This window comes from Sphingosinicella terrae (assembly GCF_003347635.1).
Taxonomy (GTDB): Bacteria; Pseudomonadota; Alphaproteobacteria; order Sphingomonadales; family Sphingomonadaceae; genus Allosphingosinicella; species Allosphingosinicella terrae.
In genome coordinates this window covers 18,691-38,858 of sequence record NZ_QDFY01000013.1, presented here as the reverse complement: position 1 = coordinate 38,858, position 20,168 = coordinate 18,691, and the positions used below count along the sequence as shown (strand labels likewise).

23 protein-coding genes and 1 pseudogene are annotated in these 20,168 nt (G+C 68.9%); 11 read left to right on the top strand and 13 right to left on the bottom strand.

All coding sequences use genetic code 11. The annotated features are described in order from the left end of the window. Positions 1–55: 55 nt before the first annotated feature. Together nusA and rimP are read right to left on the bottom strand one after the other, a co-directional pair. Complete coding sequence (gene nusA, locus DDE10_RS19415) at positions 56–1,663, bottom strand: transcription termination factor NusA (protein ID WP_114954462.1); 1,608 nt, start codon at positions 1,661–1,663, stop codon at positions 56–58. Positions 1,664–1,667: 4 nt separating this feature from the next. Next, positions 1,668–2,216, bottom strand: coding sequence for a ribosome maturation protein RimP (rimP, locus tag DDE10_RS19410; RefSeq protein ID WP_114954461.1), 549 nt, complete (start codon positions 2,214–2,216; stop codon positions 1,668–1,670). Positions 2,217–2,612: 396 nt separating this feature from the next. Here rimP and DDE10_RS19405 point away from each other — a divergent pair, with 396 nt between their 5' ends. Next, entirely contained in the window at positions 2,613–3,776 is a 1,164-nt protein-coding gene (locus DDE10_RS19405) for a PQQ-dependent sugar dehydrogenase (protein ID WP_114954460.1), read from the top strand. 33 nt (positions 3,777–3,809) lie between these two features. Here DDE10_RS19405 and DDE10_RS19400 read toward each other — a convergent pair whose 3' ends face one another. The 5 genes from DDE10_RS19400 to trmB all read right to left on the bottom strand — a co-directional run bounded on the left by DDE10_RS19400 (position 3,810) and on the right by trmB (position 7,562). Beyond that, positions 3,810–4,241: a hypothetical protein gene (locus tag DDE10_RS19400; RefSeq protein WP_114954459.1), complete on the bottom strand. Its 432-nt coding sequence runs from the start codon at positions 4,239–4,241 to the stop codon at positions 3,810–3,812. A gap of 70 nt (positions 4,242–4,311) precedes the next feature. After that, positions 4,312–5,841 carry a serine hydrolase domain-containing protein gene (locus DDE10_RS19395; RefSeq protein WP_114954458.1) on the bottom strand — a complete coding sequence of 510 codons (1,530 nt, stop codon included), beginning with the start codon at positions 5,839–5,841 and terminating at the stop codon, positions 4,312–4,314. 232 nt (positions 5,842–6,073) lie between these two features. After that, a complete protein-coding gene (locus DDE10_RS19390) occupies positions 6,074–6,544 on the bottom strand; it encodes a type II toxin-antitoxin system VapC family toxin (protein ID WP_114954457.1) in 471 nt (156 codons plus the stop codon). Further along, positions 6,528–6,797, bottom strand: a complete 270-nt coding sequence (locus DDE10_RS19385) for a hypothetical protein (protein WP_114954456.1) — start codon at positions 6,795–6,797, stop codon at positions 6,528–6,530. Before DDE10_RS19385 ends, DDE10_RS19390 begins: the two co-directional genes overlap by 17 nt. Positions 6,798–6,878: 81 nt before the next feature. Then, positions 6,879–7,562, bottom strand: coding sequence for a tRNA (guanine(46)-N(7))-methyltransferase TrmB (gene trmB, locus DDE10_RS19380; protein ID WP_114954455.1), 684 nt, complete (start codon positions 7,560–7,562; stop codon positions 6,879–6,881). A 179-nt stretch (positions 7,563–7,741) separates the two neighbouring features. On the opposite strand from trmB, the gene DDE10_RS19375 reads away from it, so the two are divergent. The 6 genes and pseudogenes from DDE10_RS19375 (at position 7,742) to DDE10_RS19350 (ending at position 10,440) form a co-directional block, all read left to right on the top strand. Beyond that, positions 7,742–8,068 (top strand): YciI family protein, encoded by a 327-nt coding sequence (locus tag DDE10_RS19375; protein ID WP_114954454.1) that lies wholly within the window; start codon positions 7,742–7,744, stop codon positions 8,066–8,068. 13 nt (positions 8,069–8,081) lie between these two features. Then, positions 8,082–8,492 carry a GFA family protein gene (locus DDE10_RS19370; RefSeq protein ID WP_114954453.1) on the top strand — a complete coding sequence of 137 codons (411 nt, stop codon included), beginning with the start codon at positions 8,082–8,084 and terminating at the stop codon, positions 8,490–8,492. Positions 8,493–8,504: 12 nt separating this feature from the next. After that, entirely contained in the window at positions 8,505–8,933 is a 429-nt protein-coding gene (locus DDE10_RS19365; RefSeq protein ID WP_114954452.1) for a hypothetical protein, read from the top strand. A gap of 32 nt (positions 8,934–8,965) precedes the next feature. Then, on the top strand, positions 8,966–9,667 hold the full coding sequence (locus DDE10_RS19360; RefSeq protein WP_114954451.1) for a winged helix-turn-helix transcriptional regulator: 702 nt from the start codon (positions 8,966–8,968) through the stop codon (positions 9,665–9,667). Positions 9,668–9,719: 52 nt separating this feature from the next. Continuing rightward, positions 9,720–9,998 (top strand): annotated as a pseudogene (locus DDE10_RS19355) (TfoX/Sxy family protein); the annotation flags it as partial. A 64-nt stretch (positions 9,999–10,062) separates the two neighbouring features. Next, positions 10,063–10,440, top strand: a complete 378-nt coding sequence (locus DDE10_RS19350; protein ID WP_114954449.1) for a hypothetical protein — start codon at positions 10,063–10,065, stop codon at positions 10,438–10,440. 87 nt (positions 10,441–10,527) lie between these two features. Here the strand turns inward: DDE10_RS19350 and metK are convergent, their stop codons facing one another. Continuing rightward, positions 10,528–11,706, bottom strand: coding sequence for a methionine adenosyltransferase (metK, locus tag DDE10_RS19345; RefSeq protein ID WP_114954448.1), 1,179 nt, complete (start codon positions 11,704–11,706; stop codon positions 10,528–10,530). A gap of 69 nt (positions 11,707–11,775) precedes the next feature. Further along, positions 11,776–13,308, bottom strand: a complete 1,533-nt coding sequence (gene lnt, locus DDE10_RS19340) for an apolipoprotein N-acyltransferase (protein ID WP_114954447.1) — start codon at positions 13,306–13,308, stop codon at positions 11,776–11,778. A 93-nt stretch (positions 13,309–13,401) separates the two neighbouring features. On the opposite strand from lnt, the gene DDE10_RS19335 reads away from it, so the two are divergent. Both DDE10_RS19335 and DDE10_RS19330 read left to right on the top strand, forming a co-directional pair. Beyond that, a complete protein-coding gene (locus DDE10_RS19335) occupies positions 13,402–13,941 on the top strand; it encodes a P-loop nucleotide/nucleoside kinase family protein (protein ID WP_114954513.1) in 540 nt (179 codons plus the stop codon). A gap of 83 nt (positions 13,942–14,024) precedes the next feature. Next, complete coding sequence (locus tag DDE10_RS19330; RefSeq protein WP_114954446.1) at positions 14,025–15,020, top strand: adenosine kinase; 996 nt, start codon at positions 14,025–14,027, stop codon at positions 15,018–15,020. 26 nt (positions 15,021–15,046) lie between these two features. Here DDE10_RS19330 and DDE10_RS19325 read toward each other — a convergent pair whose 3' ends face one another. The 4 genes from DDE10_RS19325 to DDE10_RS19310 form a co-directional block, all read right to left on the bottom strand. Continuing rightward, on the bottom strand, positions 15,047–15,307 hold the full coding sequence (locus DDE10_RS19325) for a cell wall protein (RefSeq protein ID WP_114954445.1): 261 nt from the start codon (positions 15,305–15,307) through the stop codon (positions 15,047–15,049). Between the two features lie 146 nt (positions 15,308–15,453). Beyond that, on the bottom strand, positions 15,454–17,001 hold the full coding sequence (locus DDE10_RS19320; RefSeq protein WP_114954444.1) for an alanine/glycine:cation symporter family protein: 1,548 nt from the start codon (positions 16,999–17,001) through the stop codon (positions 15,454–15,456). A gap of 144 nt (positions 17,002–17,145) precedes the next feature. Beyond that, positions 17,146–18,753 (bottom strand): amino acid permease, encoded by a 1,608-nt coding sequence (locus DDE10_RS19315; protein WP_114954443.1) that lies wholly within the window; start codon positions 18,751–18,753, stop codon positions 17,146–17,148. A 102-nt stretch (positions 18,754–18,855) separates the two neighbouring features. Beyond that, positions 18,856–19,233, bottom strand: coding sequence for a histidine triad nucleotide-binding protein (locus DDE10_RS19310; protein WP_114954442.1), 378 nt, complete (start codon positions 19,231–19,233; stop codon positions 18,856–18,858). 131 nt (positions 19,234–19,364) lie between these two features. Between DDE10_RS19310 and DDE10_RS19305 the strand changes: the two genes are divergently transcribed. Both DDE10_RS19305 and DDE10_RS19300 read left to right on the top strand, forming a co-directional pair. After that, on the top strand, positions 19,365–19,847 hold the full coding sequence (locus tag DDE10_RS19305; protein WP_114954441.1) for an SspB family protein: 483 nt from the start codon (positions 19,365–19,367) through the stop codon (positions 19,845–19,847). Next, positions 19,844–20,158 (top strand): hypothetical protein, encoded by a 315-nt coding sequence (locus DDE10_RS19300; protein ID WP_114954440.1) that lies wholly within the window; start codon positions 19,844–19,846, stop codon positions 20,156–20,158. The genes DDE10_RS19305 and DDE10_RS19300 overlap by 4 nt, the downstream gene beginning before the upstream one ends. Positions 20,159–20,168: the final 10 nt, after the last annotated feature.

The window sequence follows — 20,168 nt, the reverse complement described above, 5'->3', positions numbered from 1 at the left end:
CCCCGGAAACGGGGAGGGGACGAGGCGACCGTCGCTAGCCTGGGCCGCTAGGGTCTCATTGGGGAGTTTCCGCAACCGCGTCCTCCCCTTCTTCCTCGAACCAGTGGGCGCGGGCGGCCATGATGATCTCGTTGCCCTGCTCTTCGTTCAGGCCATATTCGGCGAGGATGCCGCCTTTGTCCTCGGACCGGCTGCTCTCCTGGCGACGGCGCGGCTCGACCCGGCGGCGCGCGATGAGCTCGTCGGTGGCGAGATCGGCGAGGTCGTCGAGGGTCTTGATCCCGGCCTTGCCCAAAGTGACCAGCATCTGCTCGGTGAGATAGGGGATCTCGGCGAGAGCGTCCTCGACGCCGAGACCGCGGCGCTCCTCGCGCGCGGCCGCCTCGCGGCGCTCGAGCGCCTCGGCGGCGCGGTTCTGCAGCTCGGCCGCGAGCTCCTCGTCGAAGCCCTCGATCGAGGACAGCTCCTCGGCCTCGACATAGGCGACTTCCTCGAGCGCGCCGAAACCCTCGGCGACGAGCAGCTGCGCCAGGGTCTCGTCGACGTCGAGCTCGTTCATGAACATCTCGGAGCGCTCGACGAACTCGCGCTGGCGCTTCTCGCTGGCATCGGCCTCGGTCATGATGTCGATCGCCGAGGCGGTCAGCTGGCTCGCCAGCCGGACGTTCTGGCCGCGGCGGCCGATGGCGAGGCTGAGCTGGTCGTCGGGGACGACCACCTCGATCCGGCTCTCCTCCTCGTCGATGACGACGCGGCTGACCGTCGCCGGCTGGAGCGCATTGACGACGAAGGTGGCGAGGTCGGGCGACCAGGGGATGATGTCGATCTTCTCGCCCTGCAGCTCCTGGACGACCGCCTGGACACGGCTTCCCTTCATGCCGACGCAGGCGCCGACCGGATCGATCGAGCTGTCGTGGCTGAGCACGCCGATCTTGGCGCGGCTGCCGGGATCGCGGGCGGCCGCCTTGATCTCGATGATGCCGTCATAGATTTCCGGCACCTCCTGCGCGAACAGCTTCTTCATGAAGTCCGGATGGGCGCGGGACAGGAATATCTGCGGTCCGCGATTCTCGCGGCGGACGTTGGAGATGATGCTGCGGGTGCGGTCGCCGACGCGAAGCACCTCGCGCGGGATCTGCTGGTCGCGACGGATGACGCCCTCGGCCCGGCCGAGGTCGACGACGACGTGGCCGAACTCGACCCGTTTGACGACGCCGGTGATGATCTCGCCGACCCGGTCCTTGAACTCCTCATATTGGCGCTCGCGCTCGGCGTCGCGGACCTTCTGGAAGATGACCTGCTTGGCGGCCTGGGCGGCGATGCGGCCGAACTCGATCGGCGGCAGCGGATCGACGATGAAGTCGCCGAGATTGGCGCCGGGCTGGAGCTTCTGGGCGTCCTCGAGGCTGACCTGCTTGAAATAGTCCTCGACCTCCTCGACCACCTCGACGACGCGCCACAGGCGCAGGTCGCCAGACGTCGGGTCGAGCTTGGCGCGGATGTCGTTCTCGGCACCGTAGCGTGCGCGGGCGGCGCGCTGGATCGCGTCCTCCATCGCCTCGATGACGATCATCCGGTCGATCAGCTTCTCGCGCGCGACGGCATCGGCGATCGCGATCAGCTCGGCCTTGTTGGCGGAAACGGCAGAGGCGGCGGTGGCCATGATGTCAGTCCTGTCCTTCCATCTGAATGATCTGGTCGGCGCCCTCCGCGGACAGCGGAGCGGTCGCCTCGATGAGCTTGTCGGTGAGCATGAGCTTGGCCGAGTGGATGGCGGCCAGCTCGAGCCTGGTCTCGCCCAGCTTGGGCACTTCGATGACGACAGAGTCGCCGTCGAGGCCGACCAGCTCGCCTCGAAACTCGCGGCGGCCGTCCCTCTTCTCGGCGAGGCTGATCCGGGCCTCGTGCCCCTTCCAGTCCTCGAAATCCTGGCGGCGGGTGAGCGGCCGGTCGATGCCCGGCGAGCTCACCTCGAGCCGATAGGCGCCCTCGATCGGATCGGCGCCCTCGGCCTCGAGCGCGTCGAGCCGCTCGGAGAGGCGGCGCGAAAGCCGCTCGCAATCGGCCAGCGTGAGCTGGCGCGTGTCGGGCCGCTCGGCCATGACCTGGAGCGTCGGATCGTCCTTGCCGCCGATCATCATCACGCGCACGAGGGCGAGGCCCTCGGCTTCCGCCTCGGGCTCGATCAACTCGGTCAGGCGTGCGAGATCCGCCAACTCGTCCTCGTAAGTAAAGTTCACCCGCGCCGGCCCCGACCCCCGGGACCAGCCTCAACAACGTCACCGATGTCGAGAAAGGCATCGGCTATATAGGGGCGGGGGAAATATCCGGCAAGCGAATTAGGGCGTTGCAGCCGTCGGCGGAACGGCCCGGCCTGCCGGATGCACCTTTGCACGGGCGGCTCCGCGCCGGACGGACGGGCTTTCGCGGCAGCCCGCGCCGGCGGGCGCAAGCCCGAGCGAATGCGGGCAAGCAAGAGCGAAAGCCCCGGCCGGTCTCCGGCGGCGCTTCGACGAAGCTTCGCCCGCCGTCGCCGGAGCGCGAATGGAACCGTTGACGTGCTCCGCCCCTTCTGGAACGGGACCGGAAGCCACCGATCAGGGAGACCAGACATGCGCGCGTTCCGGACCTTCGCCCTCCCCGCCCTCGCCCTCATCGGCTGCACCGCCAATGGCGGCGTCGCCGACGGCAATGCCGCCGCGCAGTCGGAGCCGCAGGATACGGGCGCTCAGCCCTTCCGGGTGCAGCCGGTCGGCCAGTTCAGCGAGCCCTGGGCGATGGCCTTCCTGCCGGGCGGCCGTCAGGCGCTGATCACAGAGAAGCATGGGGCGCTGAAGCTGTGGACGGTCGGAGGCGCGGCGATCGACGTCTCCGGCGTGCCGCAAGTCGACCATGGCGGCCAGGGCGGGTTGGGCGACGTCATTCTGCACCCTGAATTCGCCACGAACAACATCATCTATTTGAGCTGGGCCGAGGCGGGTGAAGGCGATACGCGCGGCGCCGCCGTCGGACGCGGCCGCCTCGTCGTCGACGGCAATGCCGCGCGGCTGGAAGGCCTTCAGGTGATCTGGCGCCAGCAGCCCAAGGTGACCGGTCGCGGCCATTACGCCCACCGCCTGCTCTTCTCCCCCGACGGCCGGCATCTGTTCATCAGCTCCGGTGACCGCCAGAAGTTCGATCCGGCGCAGGACATGAATGCCAATCTCGGCAAGATCCTCCGGCTCAATCCGGACGGAAGCGTCCCCGCCGACAATCCCTTCGCCGATCGCGGCGGTGTCGCCGCGCAGATCTGGGTGCTCGGACTCCGCAACCCGCTCGGCTTCGCCTTCGCGCCGGACGGGCGTTTCTGGGAAATCGAGATGGGCCCGGAGGGGGGCGACGAGCTCAATCTCGTCCAGCGGGGCGCCAATTACGGCTACCCGATCGTGTCCGACGGCGATCATTATGACGGGCGGCCGATCCCGGACCACAGCACCCGGCCCGAATTCGCCGCGCCGAAGGTCACCTGGACGCCGGTCATCTCCCCCGGCAACATGATCGTCTATACCGGCGACCTGTTCCCGCAATGGCGCGGCGACGCCTTGGTGCCCGGGCTGTCCAGCGAGGCCCTGATCCACGTCGACCTCGATGGCGACGCTGCGCGCGAGGCCGGGCGCTGGCCGATGGGCGCGCGCATCCGCGAGGTCGAGCAGGCGCCCGACGGATCGCTCTATCTGCTCGAAGACAGCCGCGAGGGCCGCGGCGGAAGGCTGCTGCACTTGACGCCGGCGGGCTAGGTCACCGCTTCCGGTAGGCCGCCGCGCGGCGGCCTACGCAAGCGTGGTGGCAGCGAAGCCGAGCGCGGCGAGGGCGGCCAGGACGATGCAGGAAATTCCGGCCAGGGTGAGCCAGCGCATCGGCCGGGCCCGAGCCACCATGACGATGCCGTTGAGCAGGAAGGCGACGCCGCCGGCGAACATGAGGAGGATCAGGCCGATCGCCAGCTGCGCCTGCAGCACCGTCGGCCGTGGCGCCGCCGGCGCGAGCGGATCCGTGAGCGCTTGCAGCACCTTCGGTCCCAGCGCCCAGGCGACGCCGCCCATCGCCGCGACGAGAATCAGGCCGCACCAGACGACATGGCCGCCGCGACCGACGATCTCGTCGTCGGGACGCATCATCCGCCCGCAGCGCGGGCAGGTGGCGAGATAGCGGTCCGCCCAATAGCCGCAGAAGGGCGAAAGACAGGTGCTGTGCTGGGCCATTCCCCCTCCCTCGCGGCACGGCCCCACGCTACACGGAAGGGCCCGCGCCGCAAGCGCGGCGGCAAACGTTTCAGCTATCGCGTGCGCGGTCGAAGAGCAAAATGCCGCCTCCGCCGAGCACGAGCAGCCCGTCGACCGACCTGTCGGCGGCGCGCTTGAATTCGAGCTGCAGCGTGTCGGCGGGGATGTAGAAATCGGGCATGACGAAGCGGCTGCCGGTCAGGGGCGCCAGCCCGAGGCGGCGCTCGCCGGCGACGAGAACGAGCCCGCCTTCCCGAGTCTCGATGCCGATCGAGGCATGATCGAAGGCGGCGTCCAGCGCGCCGGCCAGTTCGAGCGGCTGGTCGGGGCGTCGGGCATAGCGCCCGGCATAAGCGGGGAGGAAGTCATTTCCGTTCGCGGCCTGGGCGATGACCGACCAATCGCCCGGCCAGCCCATGGCGTCGGACACCGCGTTGCGGATCTCGTCGCCGAGCACGTCGCCATTGGCGCCGTTGGTCAGGATGGCGAGACCGTCGCCGCTGGCGAGATGGCCCTCGATCCAGCCCTTGTAGCTGTCATTGGCGCCGCCATGGTGGAAGATCGCGGATTCGCCATGGCCGGCCAGGCGCGGCCCGAGCCCGAACGTTCCCGGCGAGACCGGAATCATCATCTCCATCGCCAGGCTGCGCGGCAGGAAGGCATTCGCGAAGCCGCGATGGCTGCCGGTCAGGGCAGCGATCAGGCGTGCAAGATCGAGTGCGCAGGTCCACAGACCCGAGGCGGCGAGCTCCGGAAAGCTCTGCCACCCGCGGGGGAGCGCCGCCGGATTGCCCTCGCGGTCGTGGGCGCGGGCGATGTCGCCCTGGTCCGCCGAGAGCGCCGCCGAGAAGAAGCTTCGCGCCATGCCGAGCGGCGCGAACAGATGATCGGCGGCGAGGCGCTCGAAGGCCAGGCCCATCGCGTCCTCCAGCACCGCCTGGACGACCATGTAGCCGCCGCCCGAATAGCGAGCGCGTTCGCCGGCCCGGCCGATGCGGGCGATGGGCCGGTTGCGGGCGGGCGCGGCGCCGGCCAGGATCTGGCCCAGCGTCGGCAGTTCGGCGCCGGGAGGAAAGTCGGCGAAGCCGTGCACGTTCAGCCCGGCGGTGTGGGAGAGCAGCATTCGAATCGTGACGGGTGCGTCGTCGCCCGCCGGTCCGGGCGGGAGCCGCCATCGCCTCAGCCACCGCCCGACGTCGCGGTCGAGGTCGAGATGGCCGAGCGAGACCAGCCGCAGGCAGAGCGCCGCGGTCGCGACCTTGCTGACCGACCCGACCGAGAACAAGGTCGACGGTCCAGCCGCTGCCGAGGCTCCGGCGGCCAGGCGGCCAAGGCCGCGAACGTGGTGCAGGCGGCCGTCCCGAAGTATTGCGACGGCGACGGCGGGGACATGATGGTGGGCCATCCGCTCGGCGAGCGTCCAGCGGCCGGAATCGGCCGTGCGGACCGTCGGCCGCAACAGCCGGTCGAATCCCAAGTCGGCTTCGCATGGGCCGGTGTTTGGCGTGCCCGCCGAAAAGGTCGCGGGGAGCAGGGCGGCGCCGGCCAGCAGGTGGCGCCTGTTCAGATCGATGGGCATGCCGCCTCCTCGAAGAGAGTGGCAGCGCCCGCCGCGTCGATAAGCCGATTGTGCCGATCCGGTGCCCTGACCGGCGGCGCGGATTAGAGCGCAAGGCGCCTCGTTGCGCAACACCCGACCTTGCCGGCCTCCGGCTCGTGGCGGGCGGAACTTGTTCGGCGACCGCCTCCCTCGCCTCGATTTCGCCGACGATCCCTGAACCGGACTGGGCACGGGCCGGAGTCGCCGGCGTCTAAGTCGCCTTGTTGCCGCTTTTCTGGAATTCGAGCGGTGAAAGGACCTCCAGGTCCGGGAACAGGCTGCGCATGTGCGTGACCTTCCAGGTCACGATTGTGACGATTCCGTTTGCCGCCGCGGCCTGCCCGATGAGCCGGTCACAAAGGCGGGCGCCGATACCGCCGGTAGAGGCATGATCCCTGATCGTGTCGAACGTCTGGGCCGGCGTCAGCCCGACCAGGGTCGTCACGCCGCGGAGGCTCTCGAGCGCCGATATCGCCTCGGCCGGCGTGAATCGAAATAGACCGCTTTCGCCTCGACGAGTGAGGGTGCTGTAGGCTTCCGCATAGCTGTGCGCGGATATCGCGAAGCGACCGCCATTCTCCTCCGCGATGAGCGCGAATGAGGGTTCGTGATGCTCGTGGGCTTCGGCCAGAACCGCGATCAGGACATTGCTGTCGAGAAGCGCCTCAATCCTCAAGCTCACGCTCGCGGATCGCCTTCAGAATCGTCTCGGCCTCGGCAAGGCTCACGCACCGGCCGCCGGCGGGCTTGACGAGGATCGGACCGCGCCTGACGAGGCGGCCAGCCGTCTGGGTTGCGCCGGGCGGCACATAGGCGCGCAACGCATCCTCGACGATCTGCGTGGCCGTCATACCCGTCTGTCGAGCCAGTTCGTGAGCGCGAGTCCGCGCATAGGCCGATCGAACATTGAACTGGACATGATCCTGGCGGGACATCGCGAGACTCCGTGGCCCCGCTATATAGTCGATGGGGAAGGAATTAGCTAGCCACGAGCGCCGGTGGCTATCCATTCGGCCTCACCCCCGCCGATATCGGAAATACCACACCTCGCGGCCTTGGCGGCGCGCCTTGGCCTCGTAACGCGTCTCCGGCCATCCCCCGGGCCGGACCAGGAAGTCGCGGGCGCTCTCGGCGAGCCAGTCGAAGTCGCGGCGCTGGCTCATGATCATCATCGCCCAGCGGCAATAGGTCGGGTCGTCTGTTCCGAGCCGGAACTCGCCGCCCGGCTGGAGCTTGGCGGCAATGAGGTCGAGCGGGCCGTGATTGACCATCCGCCGCTTGGCGTGGCGCGCCTTCGGCCAGGGATCGGGGTGGAGCAGGTAGACGAAGCGCAGCGACGCATCCGGCAGCCGCTCGAGCACCTCGAGCGCATCACCCATGTGGAGGCGGACATTCGCCAGATGCTGGTCGCGGACATGGCCGAGCGCGGCGGCAACGCCGTTGAGGAAGGGCTCGGCGCCGATGAAGCCATGGTCGGGAAGGAGATCCGCCCGGAAAGCGAGATGCTCGCCGCCGCCGAAGCCGATCTCGAAATGAAGCGGCCGGTCGTCGCCGAACAGGCGGCGCGAGTCGAGCGGCCCCTCTTCGGGCACGGACAAGGTGGGCAGCAATTCCTCGACGAGGCTCGCCTGCCCGGCCCGTAGCGGCCGCCCCTTGGAGCGGCCGTAGAGGCGGCGGATCGTCGTCGGATCCGCGGTCATCGGTCCGGGCGCCGCAAGACGGAAAGAGACAAAGGCGACATGCGCGGCGGCTTAATCCGGTGAGCGGGTCACGCCAAGCGTCCCGGGACGAACGAAGTCCCGTTGACTACGTGTTTGGGAGTTGATACTACGTTTTTCGTAGTAGATACGTTAGTCCAGCCGAAGGAGACCGGTGCGCCATGCCGAATTATCTCTTCGCCTATCGCCGCGGCGCGGAAGGCCCGGGGGCCGGAGACGGGCCGGAGGCGATGGCGCGATGGCAGGCCTGGATCGGCAGGCATTCGGGTTCGATGGTCGATCCGGGCACCCCGCTCGGTCCTTCGCGGATGGTGAGGCCGGACGGCGTTGCCGTGGAGAGCGAGCTCGATTGTCTGACGGGCTTCTCGATCGTCCGGGCCGACGATCTGGATTCCGCGCTCGCAATGGCGGGAAGCTGTCCGTTCCTGGAGATGGGCACGATCGAGGTCGCCGAGATCAAGCAGATGCAGCGGGCGTCCGGCGCCTGAAGAGGAGGGTCTGATGTGCGTGTCTGGCAAATGCCTTTGCGGCGCGGTCAGCTATCAGGTGGACGCCGCGCCGATTTTCCAGCTCAAATGCTATTGCACCGACTGCCGCCGGACGAGCGCCGCAGTCCATGCGGGGCTGATGGGCCTTCCGGCAGAAGCCGTCGCTCTCGGCGGCGAAATCCGCGAATATCGGAATTGCGGCGACAGCGGCCGGGAGGTGACGCGCGCCTTCTGTCCGACCTGCGGCGCCGGAATCTACGGGCGCAACGCGGTGATGCCGCATTTCCTCTTCCTGCGCGCGTCGTCGCTTGACGAGCCCGATCTGTTCGACCCCCAGATGATCGTCTTCGCATCCCGCGCGCCGGCGTGGGATGCGGTCCCGCCGGGCATTCCGGCCTTCCCGGAGTTGCCGCCGCAAAGCTGAAGGAGCGCTCCCATGTCGACGCAGGTCCTGATCCCGCCCGCCCCGGGCCGCCGCTTCTGGCTGGGGCTCGCCGCCTATGTCGTGCCGACCTTCCCGATCGCCTTCGTCTGGCACCTGATCGTCTTCGCGCCCGCATATGGCGCGCTCGGCATCTATCGCGACGACGTCGTCATCCCGTTCGGCCTCGTCTCGATGCTGATCCAGGGAGCGGCCTTCTCCTGGGCCTATCCACGCCTGTTCGCCTCCCGCCGGACGGTGCTCCGCAACGGCCTCGCTTACGGGCTGGCGATCGGCTTGCTCTCCTGGTCGTTCACGACCCTGGCGGTCGCCGCCAAGAACGTCATGACCTCGGTGCCGACCTATCTCGCCTTGGAGACCGGCTTCACCCTGGTCCAGTTCGCGATCGTCGGACCCCTGATCGCGCTGGCACACCGCGATTGACGGTGCGGGGGCGATTCTGACACGCGCGGCCGATGAGTGGAGCCCGCTATGACCAGTTCTGCGCCCTCGCCCGCGCTGCCGAGCTGCTCGGCGAGCGCTGGACCCTGCTCATCGTCCGCGAGCTGCTGCTCGGGCCGAAGCGGTTCGCCGATCTGGCGAGCCATCTCCAGGGCGTCAGCCCGACCGTGCTGAGCGCGCGGCTGAGCGCGCTGACCGAGCGCGGTTTGATCCGGAAGGTCACGCTGCCCCCGCCGGTCGCGACGCCGGTCTACGAGCTGACGGCGGCCGGCGAGGGACTGCGACCGGCGATCCGCGAGCTGATCCGTTGGGGCGGTCAATTCCTGTTCCCGACGCGCCCCGGCGAGGTGTTCGAGCCGGCCTGGGCCCTGCTCGCCCTGGACGCGATCGCCCGACGTACGCCGACGCCGCCCGTTACTTTCCGCCTGCATCTCGTGCACGGCGGCAAGGCGGCGACATTCCGGGTGGAGGGCGGCCCGTCAGGGACGTCCGTCGCCGCCGCCGGCGAAGGGGCCTTCGACGCCGCGATCGAGACCGGCTTCGAGACCTTGCTGCAGATCCTCTCCGGCGCCGTTCCGGTCGCAACCGCCATTGCCGACGGATCGGCCGTGGTCGAAGGACCCGACGCCGCGCTTCGGGTCCTGCCCGACCTGTTCGACCTCGCCGAACGCCGCACGGGCGCCGGCGGGACCGGCAGAAACGAAGAACGGGACTAGGCAATGCCCCTATGACCCAGTCCTCGCGGGGCGCCTCCGGGAGGCGCTCGCCGGCCGCTCGGGCATATCCGAAAAGGCGATGTTCGGCGGCATCTGCTGGCTGCTCGACGGCAACATGCTCTGCGGAGTCGAAGTCGGGCGCTACATGTTTCGGGTCGGCAAGGCACAGGAGCGCGAGGCCCTCTCCCGCCCCGGCGCCGAGATCGTCAGCTTCGCCGGCCGAGCGATGGGCGGAATCGTCTGGGTGGCGGCGGAAAGCTGTCACCAGGCAGGGCTCGAATCGTGGATCCTCCTGGCGGAGCGATTCGCGGGATCGCTGCCGCCGAAATGAGAGGCGCGAGCCTGGCTCGATCGGGCAAGCGCCGGTTCAGGCCGGCTGCTCTACGCCATGGGCCATGAAATCGTGCCTCTTTCTCGCCCTGCCGCTCCTGCTCGTGGCTTCTCCGGCGCTTGCCACCGGCGGCTTCGACTGCCGGGCGACGGACGGAAGCGGGATCATGCTGTCCGGGACGATCGGTCGGGTGATCACCTCGCCGCTGGTGGCGGCCCATCTGCGGCTGGGCGACCGCACCCTCGCGACCACCGATGCGGATCCGGAAATACGGATCGGGCGCAGCTGGATCGACGAACGGGAGCTGCGCGTCGACCTCGTCGATGCCGACGCGATGCGGTTCGAGGCGCAGTTGCGCACAAGAATCGGCGGTCGCGGCCGGGGCGCGGGAACGCTGGTGCGCAACGGCGTCACGCATCCGGTGCGGTGCGAGGTCGAGTAAGCCGGAGCTCCGGTGCGGCCACCGGTCTGGAGATCGGCATGAGGCGACGGCGCCGGCCTCCGAGAAGCACGGCGCCGCCTCGTTCGATCAGGCGACCGCCTGCTTGAGCTGGTCGACGAGATCGGTCTTTTCCCAGCTGAACAGCTCGCCCTCGGCCTTGCGGCCGAAATGCCCGTAGGCGGCGGTCGGCTGGTAGATTGCCCGGTTGAGGCCGAGATGGGTGCGGATGCCCTTAGGCGTCAGGCGGACCAGCTGCGGAAGCACCTCCTCGAGACGCGCTTCGCTGACATCGCCCCTGCCGGTGCCGTGCAGGTCGACATAGAGCGACAGCGGCTCGGCGACGCCGATCGCGTAGGAGAGCTGGATCGTGCAGCGGCGGGCGAGGCCGGCGGCGACGATGTTCTTGGCGAGATAGCGGCTTACATAGGCGGCCGAACGGTCGACCTTGGTCGGGTCCTTGCCGCTGAACGCGCCGCCGCCATGCGGCGCGGCGCCGCCATAGGTATCGACGATGATCTTGCGGCCGGTCAGGCCGGCATCGCCATCGGGTCCGCCGATCTCGAACAGGCCGGTCGGGTTGACGAAGATGGCGTCGTCGTCGTTCGGCATCCAGCCGGACGGGAGGACGTCGGCGAAGACGCCCTTCACATAATCGCGCAGCTTGGCCTGGTCGCAGCCCTTGGCATGCTGGGTCGAGACGACCAGCTTGACCGCGCGGACCGGCTTGCCATTCTCATAGGCCAGCGTGATCTGGCTCTTGCTGTCCGGCTCGAGGAAATCGACCTCGCGATTGTGGCGGTGCTCGGCGAGCTTCTCGAGCACGCGGTGCGAATAATGGATCGTCGCCGGCATCAGGTCCGGAGTCTCGTCGCAGGCGAAGCCGAACATGATGCCCTGGTCGCCGGCGCCCTCGTCCTTGTTGCCCGCCTCGTCGACGCCCTGGGCGATGTCGGCGGACTGGCCGTGTAGATGGCAGGCGAAGTCGGCATATTGCCAGTGGAAGCCGTGCTGCTCGTAGCCGATCCGCTTCACCGTCTCGCGCGCCGCGGCCTCGATCTCGGCCAGGGTCGGGGTGACGTCCTCGCGGCAGCGCACCTCGCCCGCCAGGACGATACGATTGGTGGTCACCAGCGTCTCGCAGGCGACGCGCGCCTCGGGATCGCGGCCCATGAACAGGTCGACCACGGCGTCGGAAATCTGGTCGGCGACCTTGTCGGGATGGCCCTCAGAGACCGACTCGGACGTGAAGAGATAATTGCTGCGCATGGAGCCTTTGCTTTCCTGGATGGCGGTCAGAATAGGAATTGCGGATATAAAGATATCCTTATGTCCGCCCTAGCGAGAATTCGGTGCCTCCGCAATGGCCCTGCGGCGGACCAGCCAGCCCGATGCGGCGAGCAGAATGGCGAACAGGAAAGGCAGGATATTGCCGTGGCGCGCGAACAGGGTCGGCGGCGCCGGCAGCGGCAGCCGGGCGTCGATCACGCCGGCCTCGCCCATCGGTATCGAATGGAGGAGATTGCCGGCCGAATCGATGATGGCCGAGATGCCGGTCGGGGTCGACCGGATCACCGGCAATCCCTCCTCGAGCGCGCGCAGCCGCGCCTGGGCGAGGTGCTGCGGCGGCCCCCAGGCGCCGAACCAGGCGTCGTTCGAGGGATTGAAGATGAAGGCCGGCCGCTGCGCGCGGTCGACCACTTCTCCGGAGAAGATGATCTCGTAGCAGAGCTGGAAGCCGACCAGCCCCGCGCCGGGAACGGGCAAGGTCACCGGGCCTGGCCCGGGCTCGAAATCGAGGTCGCCCGGCGCCAGGCGCGACAGGCCGATCGCCGACAAGAGGGGCCGCATCGGCAGATATTCCCCGTAAGGGACCAGGTGCGCCTTGTCGTAGCGGGCGAGGATGCGGCCGCCCGGACCGACCGCGAAGATGCTGTTGGTGGCGCTGCTGGCGCTTACGCCATCCTCCGACTGCGCGGTGACGCCGCCGGTCAGCAACAGATCGCCCGGTCCGATCGCCGCAACGACGCGGCGGCGCACGTCGAGGACGTCGGGCAGATAGCCGCGCCTCTCGTCCTGGAGCGGCTCCGTCACCGCCGCCTCCGGCCAGATGAGCAGCCGCGGCTCGCCGTCATGGCCGTTCGACAGGCGGGTCAGCTGCGCCATGTTCCGGTCGGCGAAGGCCGGGCTCCATTTGAGCTCCTGGCCGATATTGGGCTGGACGATCCGCGCCGGCGGACCGGCGCCGTCCGGCGCGCGCGGCACGACCAGCGCGGCGGCGATCTGGCCGGCGATCGCCACGGCGGCGAGCACCAGGGCCGGCCTCCGATCGGGTCCCGCCGCCGCGATCCAGACCAGGCCGGCGAACAGGATGACGAAGGCCGACAGGCCGTAAGTGCCGACGATCGTCGCCATCGGGGCGATCGAGCGCCCGACCAGCGTCACGCCCGCGGGGTTCCAGGCGAAGCCGGTGAACAGGGTCGCGCGCAGCCATTCCGTGACGATCCAGGCGGCAGCGAAGAACAGGACGAAGGCCAGGGGCCGGCCTTTGCCCCAGGTCCAGGCGAGGCCGGCAGCGACCGCCGGATAGACGGCGAGATAGAGCGACAGCAGGACGACGGCCACCCAGCCGAGCCAGGCCGGCATCGCCGCCTGATAGGTGAACGCCGTCGCGATCCAGTTCAGCCCGAGCACGAACTGGCCGAGCCCGAACCACCATCCCCGCGCCAGCGCCGACCGCCGCGACGGCGCCCGCTCGACCAGCCAGAGCAGCATGGCGAAGGCGAGGATGGTCACCGGCCACGCCCCGATCGGCTGGAAGCCGAGGGCGCTGGCCAGGCCGGCGGCAAAGGCGAGGGCGAGAAGCTTCATCGGCAGGCCTATGTGGACCCGCGCGACCCGTCGTCAATGGCGGCCGAACGAAGGCGGCCTTGCGCGGGCCCGCGCGTCGGCTATCCCGGCGCGATGAAGCTCGTCTTCCTGTATGGTCCGCCGGCGAGCGGCAAGCTCACCGTCGGGCGCGAGATCGCCAAAACGAGCGGCCTCGCGCTCTTTCACAATCATCTCGTCGTCGATGCCGTCGCTTCGCTCTTCCCGTTCGGCTCGCCCGCCTTCGTCAGGCTGCGGGAGCTGTTCTGGATCGAGGCAATGACGGAAGCGGCATGCGCCGGCCGCTCGCTTGTCTTCACCTTCGCCCCAGAGCCGACGGTGGCGCCCGATTTTCCCGAACGGCTGAAGGAGGCCGTAACGGCGCAAGGCGGCGAAGTCGCCTTCGTCCGCCTGACCGTGGCACGAGACGAGCAGGAGCAGCGCCTCGTCGAGGCGTCGCGTGCCGAGCATGGCAAGCTTCGCGACGTCGGGCTGCTGCGCGCGCTGGCGGAGGGCTTCGAGGCCTGCGACGCCGCGATGCCGGCTCCGGCGCTCACCCTCGACACCGGCGCGCTGGCGCCGGCCGAGGCCGCGGCGCGCATCGTCGAGGCGCTGGAGCTGGTGCGGGCCCCCTGACGCTCGGGCGGAAGGAGGCTCGGCGATTGCCCTGCCCCCTCGCCTTGGCTACGGCCGGCGCTTTCCCCGCTGCGGAGCCCCCAATGACCGAACCCCGCCTCGACGTCCTCGCCATCGGCAATGCCATCGTCGACGTGCTCGCCGATGCCGACGACGCCTTTCTCGAAGCGGAGGGTCTGGCCAAGGGTTCGATGCGGCTGGTCGACGCGCACGAAGCGACCCGGCTCTACGAGCATATGGGCCCGGCGCGCGAGGCGAGCGGCGGCTCCGCCGGCAACACCGCCGCCGGCGTCGCCGCCTTGGGCGGCCGCGCCGGCTTCATCGGCCAGATCGCCGACGACCAGCTCGGCGAGGTGTTCAGTCACGACATCCGCTCGATCGGGGTCGAATTCGAGACCCCGCCGCAGGATTTCGGGACGCCGACCGCGCGCTGCCTGATCCTCGTCACGCCCGACGCCCAGCGGACGATGAGCACCTTCCTGGGCGCTGCGCAGCATCTGCCGCCCGAGGCGCTCGATCCGGTCCAGATCGAGCAGTCCGCGATTCTCTATCTTGAAGGCTATCTCTGGGACCCGGAGGCGCCGCGAATGGCGATGCAGCAGGCGATCGAGATCGCCCGCGCCGCGAAGCGCAAGGTCGCCTTCACCCTCTCCGACAGCTTCTGCATCCAGCGTCACCGGGACGGCTTCCTCAAGCTGATCCAGGGCGGCTTCATCGACATTCTCTTCGCCAACGAGGTCGAGATAAGCGAGCTGACCGGCGAGAGCGACTTCGAGGCCGCGATCCGGGCGATCGCGGGCCAGGTCCGGACGCTGGTGGTGACGCGCAGCGAAAAGGGCGCGGTCGCCCTGCGCGGCGGCGAGCGCGCCGAAGTCGCGGCCGAGCCGGTCGAGGCGGTGGTCGACACCACCGGCGCCGGCGACCTGTTCGCGGCCGGCTTCCTGTTCGGCGAGGCTCGCGGCCGCAGTCTCGAGGAATCGCTGCGCATCGGCGCGATCGCAGCCGCCGAAGTGATCTCCCATTACGGCGCGCGGCCCCAGGCCGACCTCAAGGCGCTCGTCGCCGAACGGCTGGGCTGAGGGCGCGCTTAGCCGCGCGTCCGCGATCAGGCTATCGGCGCTCCCGGCTGCGGCGTCGACGGCATGTCCGGCGCCGGCTGCGGCACGTCGATATCGGGACCGGGCGGACTGATCTCCGGCCCGCCGGGCCCCGGAGGCGGTGTTTCCGGCGGCGTCGACGGTGGTTCAGGATTGTCGATGTCGGGGCCGGGCGGCCGGATTTCGGGCGGCCGGGAAGGCTGGTCAGGCGGTTCCTGCCGGGGCGGCTGTTCGGGCGGGACGGACGGGGTCGGCGGATCGGTCGCCATGCGAATCTCCTTCGCCGCACCAACGCCGGGCGACGATGCGAGTTGCGGCACCGGTCACGGGCGGGCCGAAGCCGAGGGCCTCGGTTGACCGGCTAGACCGATTCAGGACGGCTGTTGGATCCGATCGCGGCCTCTTGCCGGCCCTCTCAATCGGCGGGTCCGGGAAGCGGCGGATCGCACAGCTCCGGCGGCGTCTCGCGGCCATGATCCTTGCCGGCGTCGCGGCGGCCGCGGGCGAGGGCGAAGACGACCGGCGCCAGGAAGAGCAAGGCGATCAGATTAGGCAGCGCCATCGTCGCATTGGCGATGTCGCCGAGGCGCCAGACCAGTTCGAGCTCCTGGAACGAGCCCACCCAGATCATCACGCACCAGAGCACGCGGAAGGGGATGATCGCCCAATCGCCGACGAGGAAGGAAATCGCCCGCTCGCCATAATAGGACCAGGTGAGCAGGGTGGTGAAGACGAACAGGAGAAGCGCGATCGACGCCACCAGCACGCCCACCGGAATCCCGCCGAGGGCAAAGGGAAAGGCTGCGCCGAAGGCTCCGGCGGTCATGTCGAAGCCGCGCAGGTCCGAGTTCCAGGCGTGCTCCTGCAAGGTCACCGCTCCGGTCACCGGATCGGTCGACGCGAAGCTGCCCTGCACGGTCAGCAAAACGAGCGCGGTCATCGTGCAGATGACGATCGTGTCGATGAAGGTGCCCATCATCGCGAAGCGGCCCTGCAGCGCGGGATCGTTGGTCTGCGCGACCGCATGGGCCATCGGGGTCGAGCCCTGCCCCGCCTCGTTCGAGAAAAGGCCGCGGGCGACGCCGGCGCGGATCGCCACGATCATCGCGGCGCCGATGAAGCCGCCGCTCGCCGCCTGCGGGTTGAAGGCGCCGTGGAAGATCAGGCCGAAGGTCGCGGGAATGTCCTCGATGTTGATGGCGATCGCGATCAGCGCCATGACGATATAGGCCACGGCCATGGTCGGCACGACGCGCTCGGCGACCGCGCCGATCGACTTGATGCCGCCGATGATGACGACGAAGGTGAGCCCGGCGACGAGCAGTCCGCCGACCCAGGCCTCCCAGCCGGTGAGCTGCTGGATCGAGGCGCCGGCCGAATTGGCCTGGATCATGTTGCCGGTGACGAAGGCGGAGAAGACCGTCCCGATGGAGAAGACGACCGCCAGCCATTTCCATTTCGGCCCCAGCCCGATCGCGATGTAGCTCATCGGTCCGCCGCGTCGGTGGCCGCCGGGAAGGATTTCGCGGTAGCGAATGGCGAGCGCGCCTTCGGCGAAGGCGAGCGCCATGCCGATCAGCGCCGTGATCCACATCCAGAAGATCGCGCCCGGACCGCCCAGCGCGATAGCCGTGGCGACGCCGGCAAGATTGCCGGTGCCGACCTGTCCGGAGAGGGCGGTGGACAAGGCCGCGAAGGGCGAGATCTCGCCCGCCGCGCCGTCGCCCGACCGGCGGAACAGGCCGGCGAAGGAGGTCCCGAGCATGCGGATCGGATAGAAGCGCAAGCCGACCATCATGTAGAGGCCGATACCGAGCAGGATCAGCACCATCGGCGGGAGCGGGATCACCTCGGCGCCGTTCCAGCTGCCGCCCCAGATGAAGTCGGAGACGTTGGTGACGTGGTCGATCAGTCCGGCCACCGCCGGCTCGTCCGCGATCGCATCCTGCTGCGCTGCCGTCATTCCCGCCCCTTTTGCTCTTGTCCGCGAACGGCCTAGAGGAACGCCCGGGCGCTGCAAAGCCCCGGCAGGCCGGCTCTGAGTCGGACGGCGTCGGCTCGAAAAGAGAAGGGAGGCCGAAGCCTCCCTTCCCCGGGACCGTTCCGGTCAGACACCCGGCGGCCGGCGCGGAGGATCGAGCGGATCTCGCGTGTCGAGGCCGGGAATGTCCGGATCGACGTCGTGAATCTCGGGCTCATGCACCTCGATGAGGCCGCGGCCGAGATGGCTGTTACGGTAGGAGTAGCCGAAATAGATCAGGAAGCCGACCACCGACCAGATCGGTAGCACCAGCATCGCCTCGGTCGGCAAGTTGAGGAACAGGAACAAGGTCCCGCCGATGGTGAGCGGCCCGACCAGCCACAGGAGCGGAACCCTGAACCGCCGTTCCCGTGCCGGATCGCGGCGCCGGAGCAACATCACCGCAATCGCCACCATGAAGAAGGCGTAGAGGGTGCCGGCATTGGCGATGTCGGCGAGCTGACCCACCGGGAAGAAGGCGGCGGCGACGGCGACGACGCCGCCGGTGATCGCCGTCACGACGTAGGGCGTCCGCCACTTCGGGTGGACCGTCGACAGCTTTTCCGGGAGGAGGCCATCGCGGGACATAACGAAGAAGATCCGGGTCTGGCCGAACAGGAGGATGAGGATGACCGACGGCAGCGCCAGGATCGCCGCATAGCCGACGGCATCGCCGATCGGGCCGAAGCCGATGGTCCGCAACACGTGCGCGAGGGCCTCGTTGGAGCAGACCAGCGCCTCGGCATATTGCGGCATCGCACACTGGCGGGCGAGCTCCTCGGAGCCGGCCGGGAACGGTATGCCATTCGGGCCCATGATCGGCTGGCCGCCGATCGTGCCGATCGCGCCGGCGGCGACGAGGACGTAGAAGATGGTGCAGAAGCCCAAGCTTCCGATCAGACCGATCGGCACATTGCGCTGCGGGTTCTTGGTTTCCTCGGCCGCGGTCGAGACGGCGTCGAAGCCGACATAGGCGAAGAAGATCGTCGCCGCGGCGCCAACCGCGCCGACGCCGGTGCCGAAGCCGCCGAACGTGCCGGCGGGAAGGAAGGGGCTGAAATTTCCGCCGTCGATGCGCGGCAGCGTGAGGGCGATGAAGACGGTCAGTGCCGCCACCTTGATTGTCACGAGCACGGCATTGACGCGCGCCGATTCGGTCGTTCCGACCATCAGCAGCCAGGTGATCAGCAAGGCAATGATCATCGCCGGGAGATTGATGAATCCGCCCGGTGCCCCACCCAGGGCGAGCGGGCCGGCACTGAGCCAGGCCGGCAGCGCGATGCCGAACGTCTCGTTGAGGATGGTGCCGGTGAAATAGCCCGACCAGCCGACCGAGACGGCGCTGGCGGCGATCGCATATTCGAGCACGAGCGCCCAGCCGACCGTCCAGGCGAGGAACTCGCCCATCACCGAATAGGTGTAGGTGTAGGCCGATCCGGCGACCGGGACCATCGCCGCGATCTCGGCATAGCAGAGAGCGGCGACGACGCAGACCAGCCCGGCGATGACGAAGGCGAGCATCAGCCCCGGACCGGCCTTCTGCGCGCCGGCGGCGGTCAGCACGAAGATGCCGGTGCCGATGATGCAGCCGATCCCGAACAAGGTCAGCTGTACCGCGCCAAGCGAGCGGTGCAGCGACTTCTTCTCGGCTGTCGCGAGAATGGCGTCGAGAGGCTTTACTCGCCCAAATATCATAGATCCTGTCCCCTTGCCGCCAGATCTGGCATCGGTCGGCTCGGCGCGGAGCCTAGCCTCTTATTCGACGCGGGCAAGAGCCCATTCCGCCATTCGCTGGCGTCACCCGGCCAGCATCGGCCCGAGGCCGCGGCCGGCGAAGATGTGGACGTGGAGGTGCGGCACCTCCTGCCCCGCGGCCTCGCCGATATTGGCGAGCAGGCGGTAGCCTGGCGCCACCAGCCCCTGCTCGCGCGCGATCCGGCCGACGGCGCGGACGAAGGCGGCTATCTCCTCGTCCGAGCCCCGCGCGGAGAAATCGTCCCACGAGACATAGGCACCCTTCGGGATGACCAGGACGTGGGTGGGCGCGAGCGGCCTGATGTCGTTGAAGGCGAGAACATGCTCGTCCTCATAGACCTTGCTGCAGGGCAGCTCGCCGCGCAGGATGCGGGCGAAGATGTTGCTCTCGTCATAAGGCCTGGTCGCGTCGATCGGCATGGTCCTGCTCCTGATGGGGGCCTGAGGAGGCGAAGCGGGCGATACCGCCGCCGACGGGCGCCGCGCAACCGGGTTGCGGCCCACGGAAAGCAACAGCTTGACCGCCATCCCCGCCGCGCTACGAGTGCGGGATGACCGGCTCGCCGCCCGACAGCCTGATTCCCTATGACGAGATCGTCCAGGAGGCGCTTCGCGCCGTGGTCGGCCGCGTGCTCGGCGAGGTCGAGGCGACCGGACGGCTGCCCGGCGAGCATCATTTCTACATCACCTTCAAGACCGCGGCGGCCGCAGTCGACATTCCGCGCCACCTCGCCGAGCGCTTTCCCGACGAGATGACGATCGTCATCCAGAACCGCTTCTGGGACCTCAAGGTGCGCGAGGACGGCTTCGAGGTCGGCCTCTCCTTCAATCAGGCGCCGGCGCGGCTGTTCATCCCCTTCTCCGCGATCACCGGCTTCCACGACCCCGCCGTCGACTTCGCCCTCCAGTTCCACGCCCGCGCCGAGGAAGCGCAGGTCGAGGAGCATGACGAGGCGGAGAATGACGCGCCGGCGGCCGAGCCGATCGAGGACGGCTCCAACGTCGTCTCGGTCGACTTCAAGCGGAAGAAGTGAGCGACTGGCACAGCGGCCTGCCGACCGCCGACGGCGGTCCATTTGTCGCCTTCTACGAAAAGGTCCGCATCCGCGACTCCGCTCCGCACAAGGAGCTCCGCGGCGGGTTCGGCTGGATGCTCGGCGTCGAGGCGGATCATGGCGTGATAGAAGGCTATCAGATCCACTTCGACGACCTCCCCACCGGCTATTTCTTCGAGCCGATCCATCTCGAGGCGACGGGCGAAGTCGCTCCGCGCGAGCGCTTCTATGCCGGAGAGCCCATCCGCGTGCGCGTCGACCAGGACGGCCGGGGGCATATCGTCCGCTGACGCGGCGACT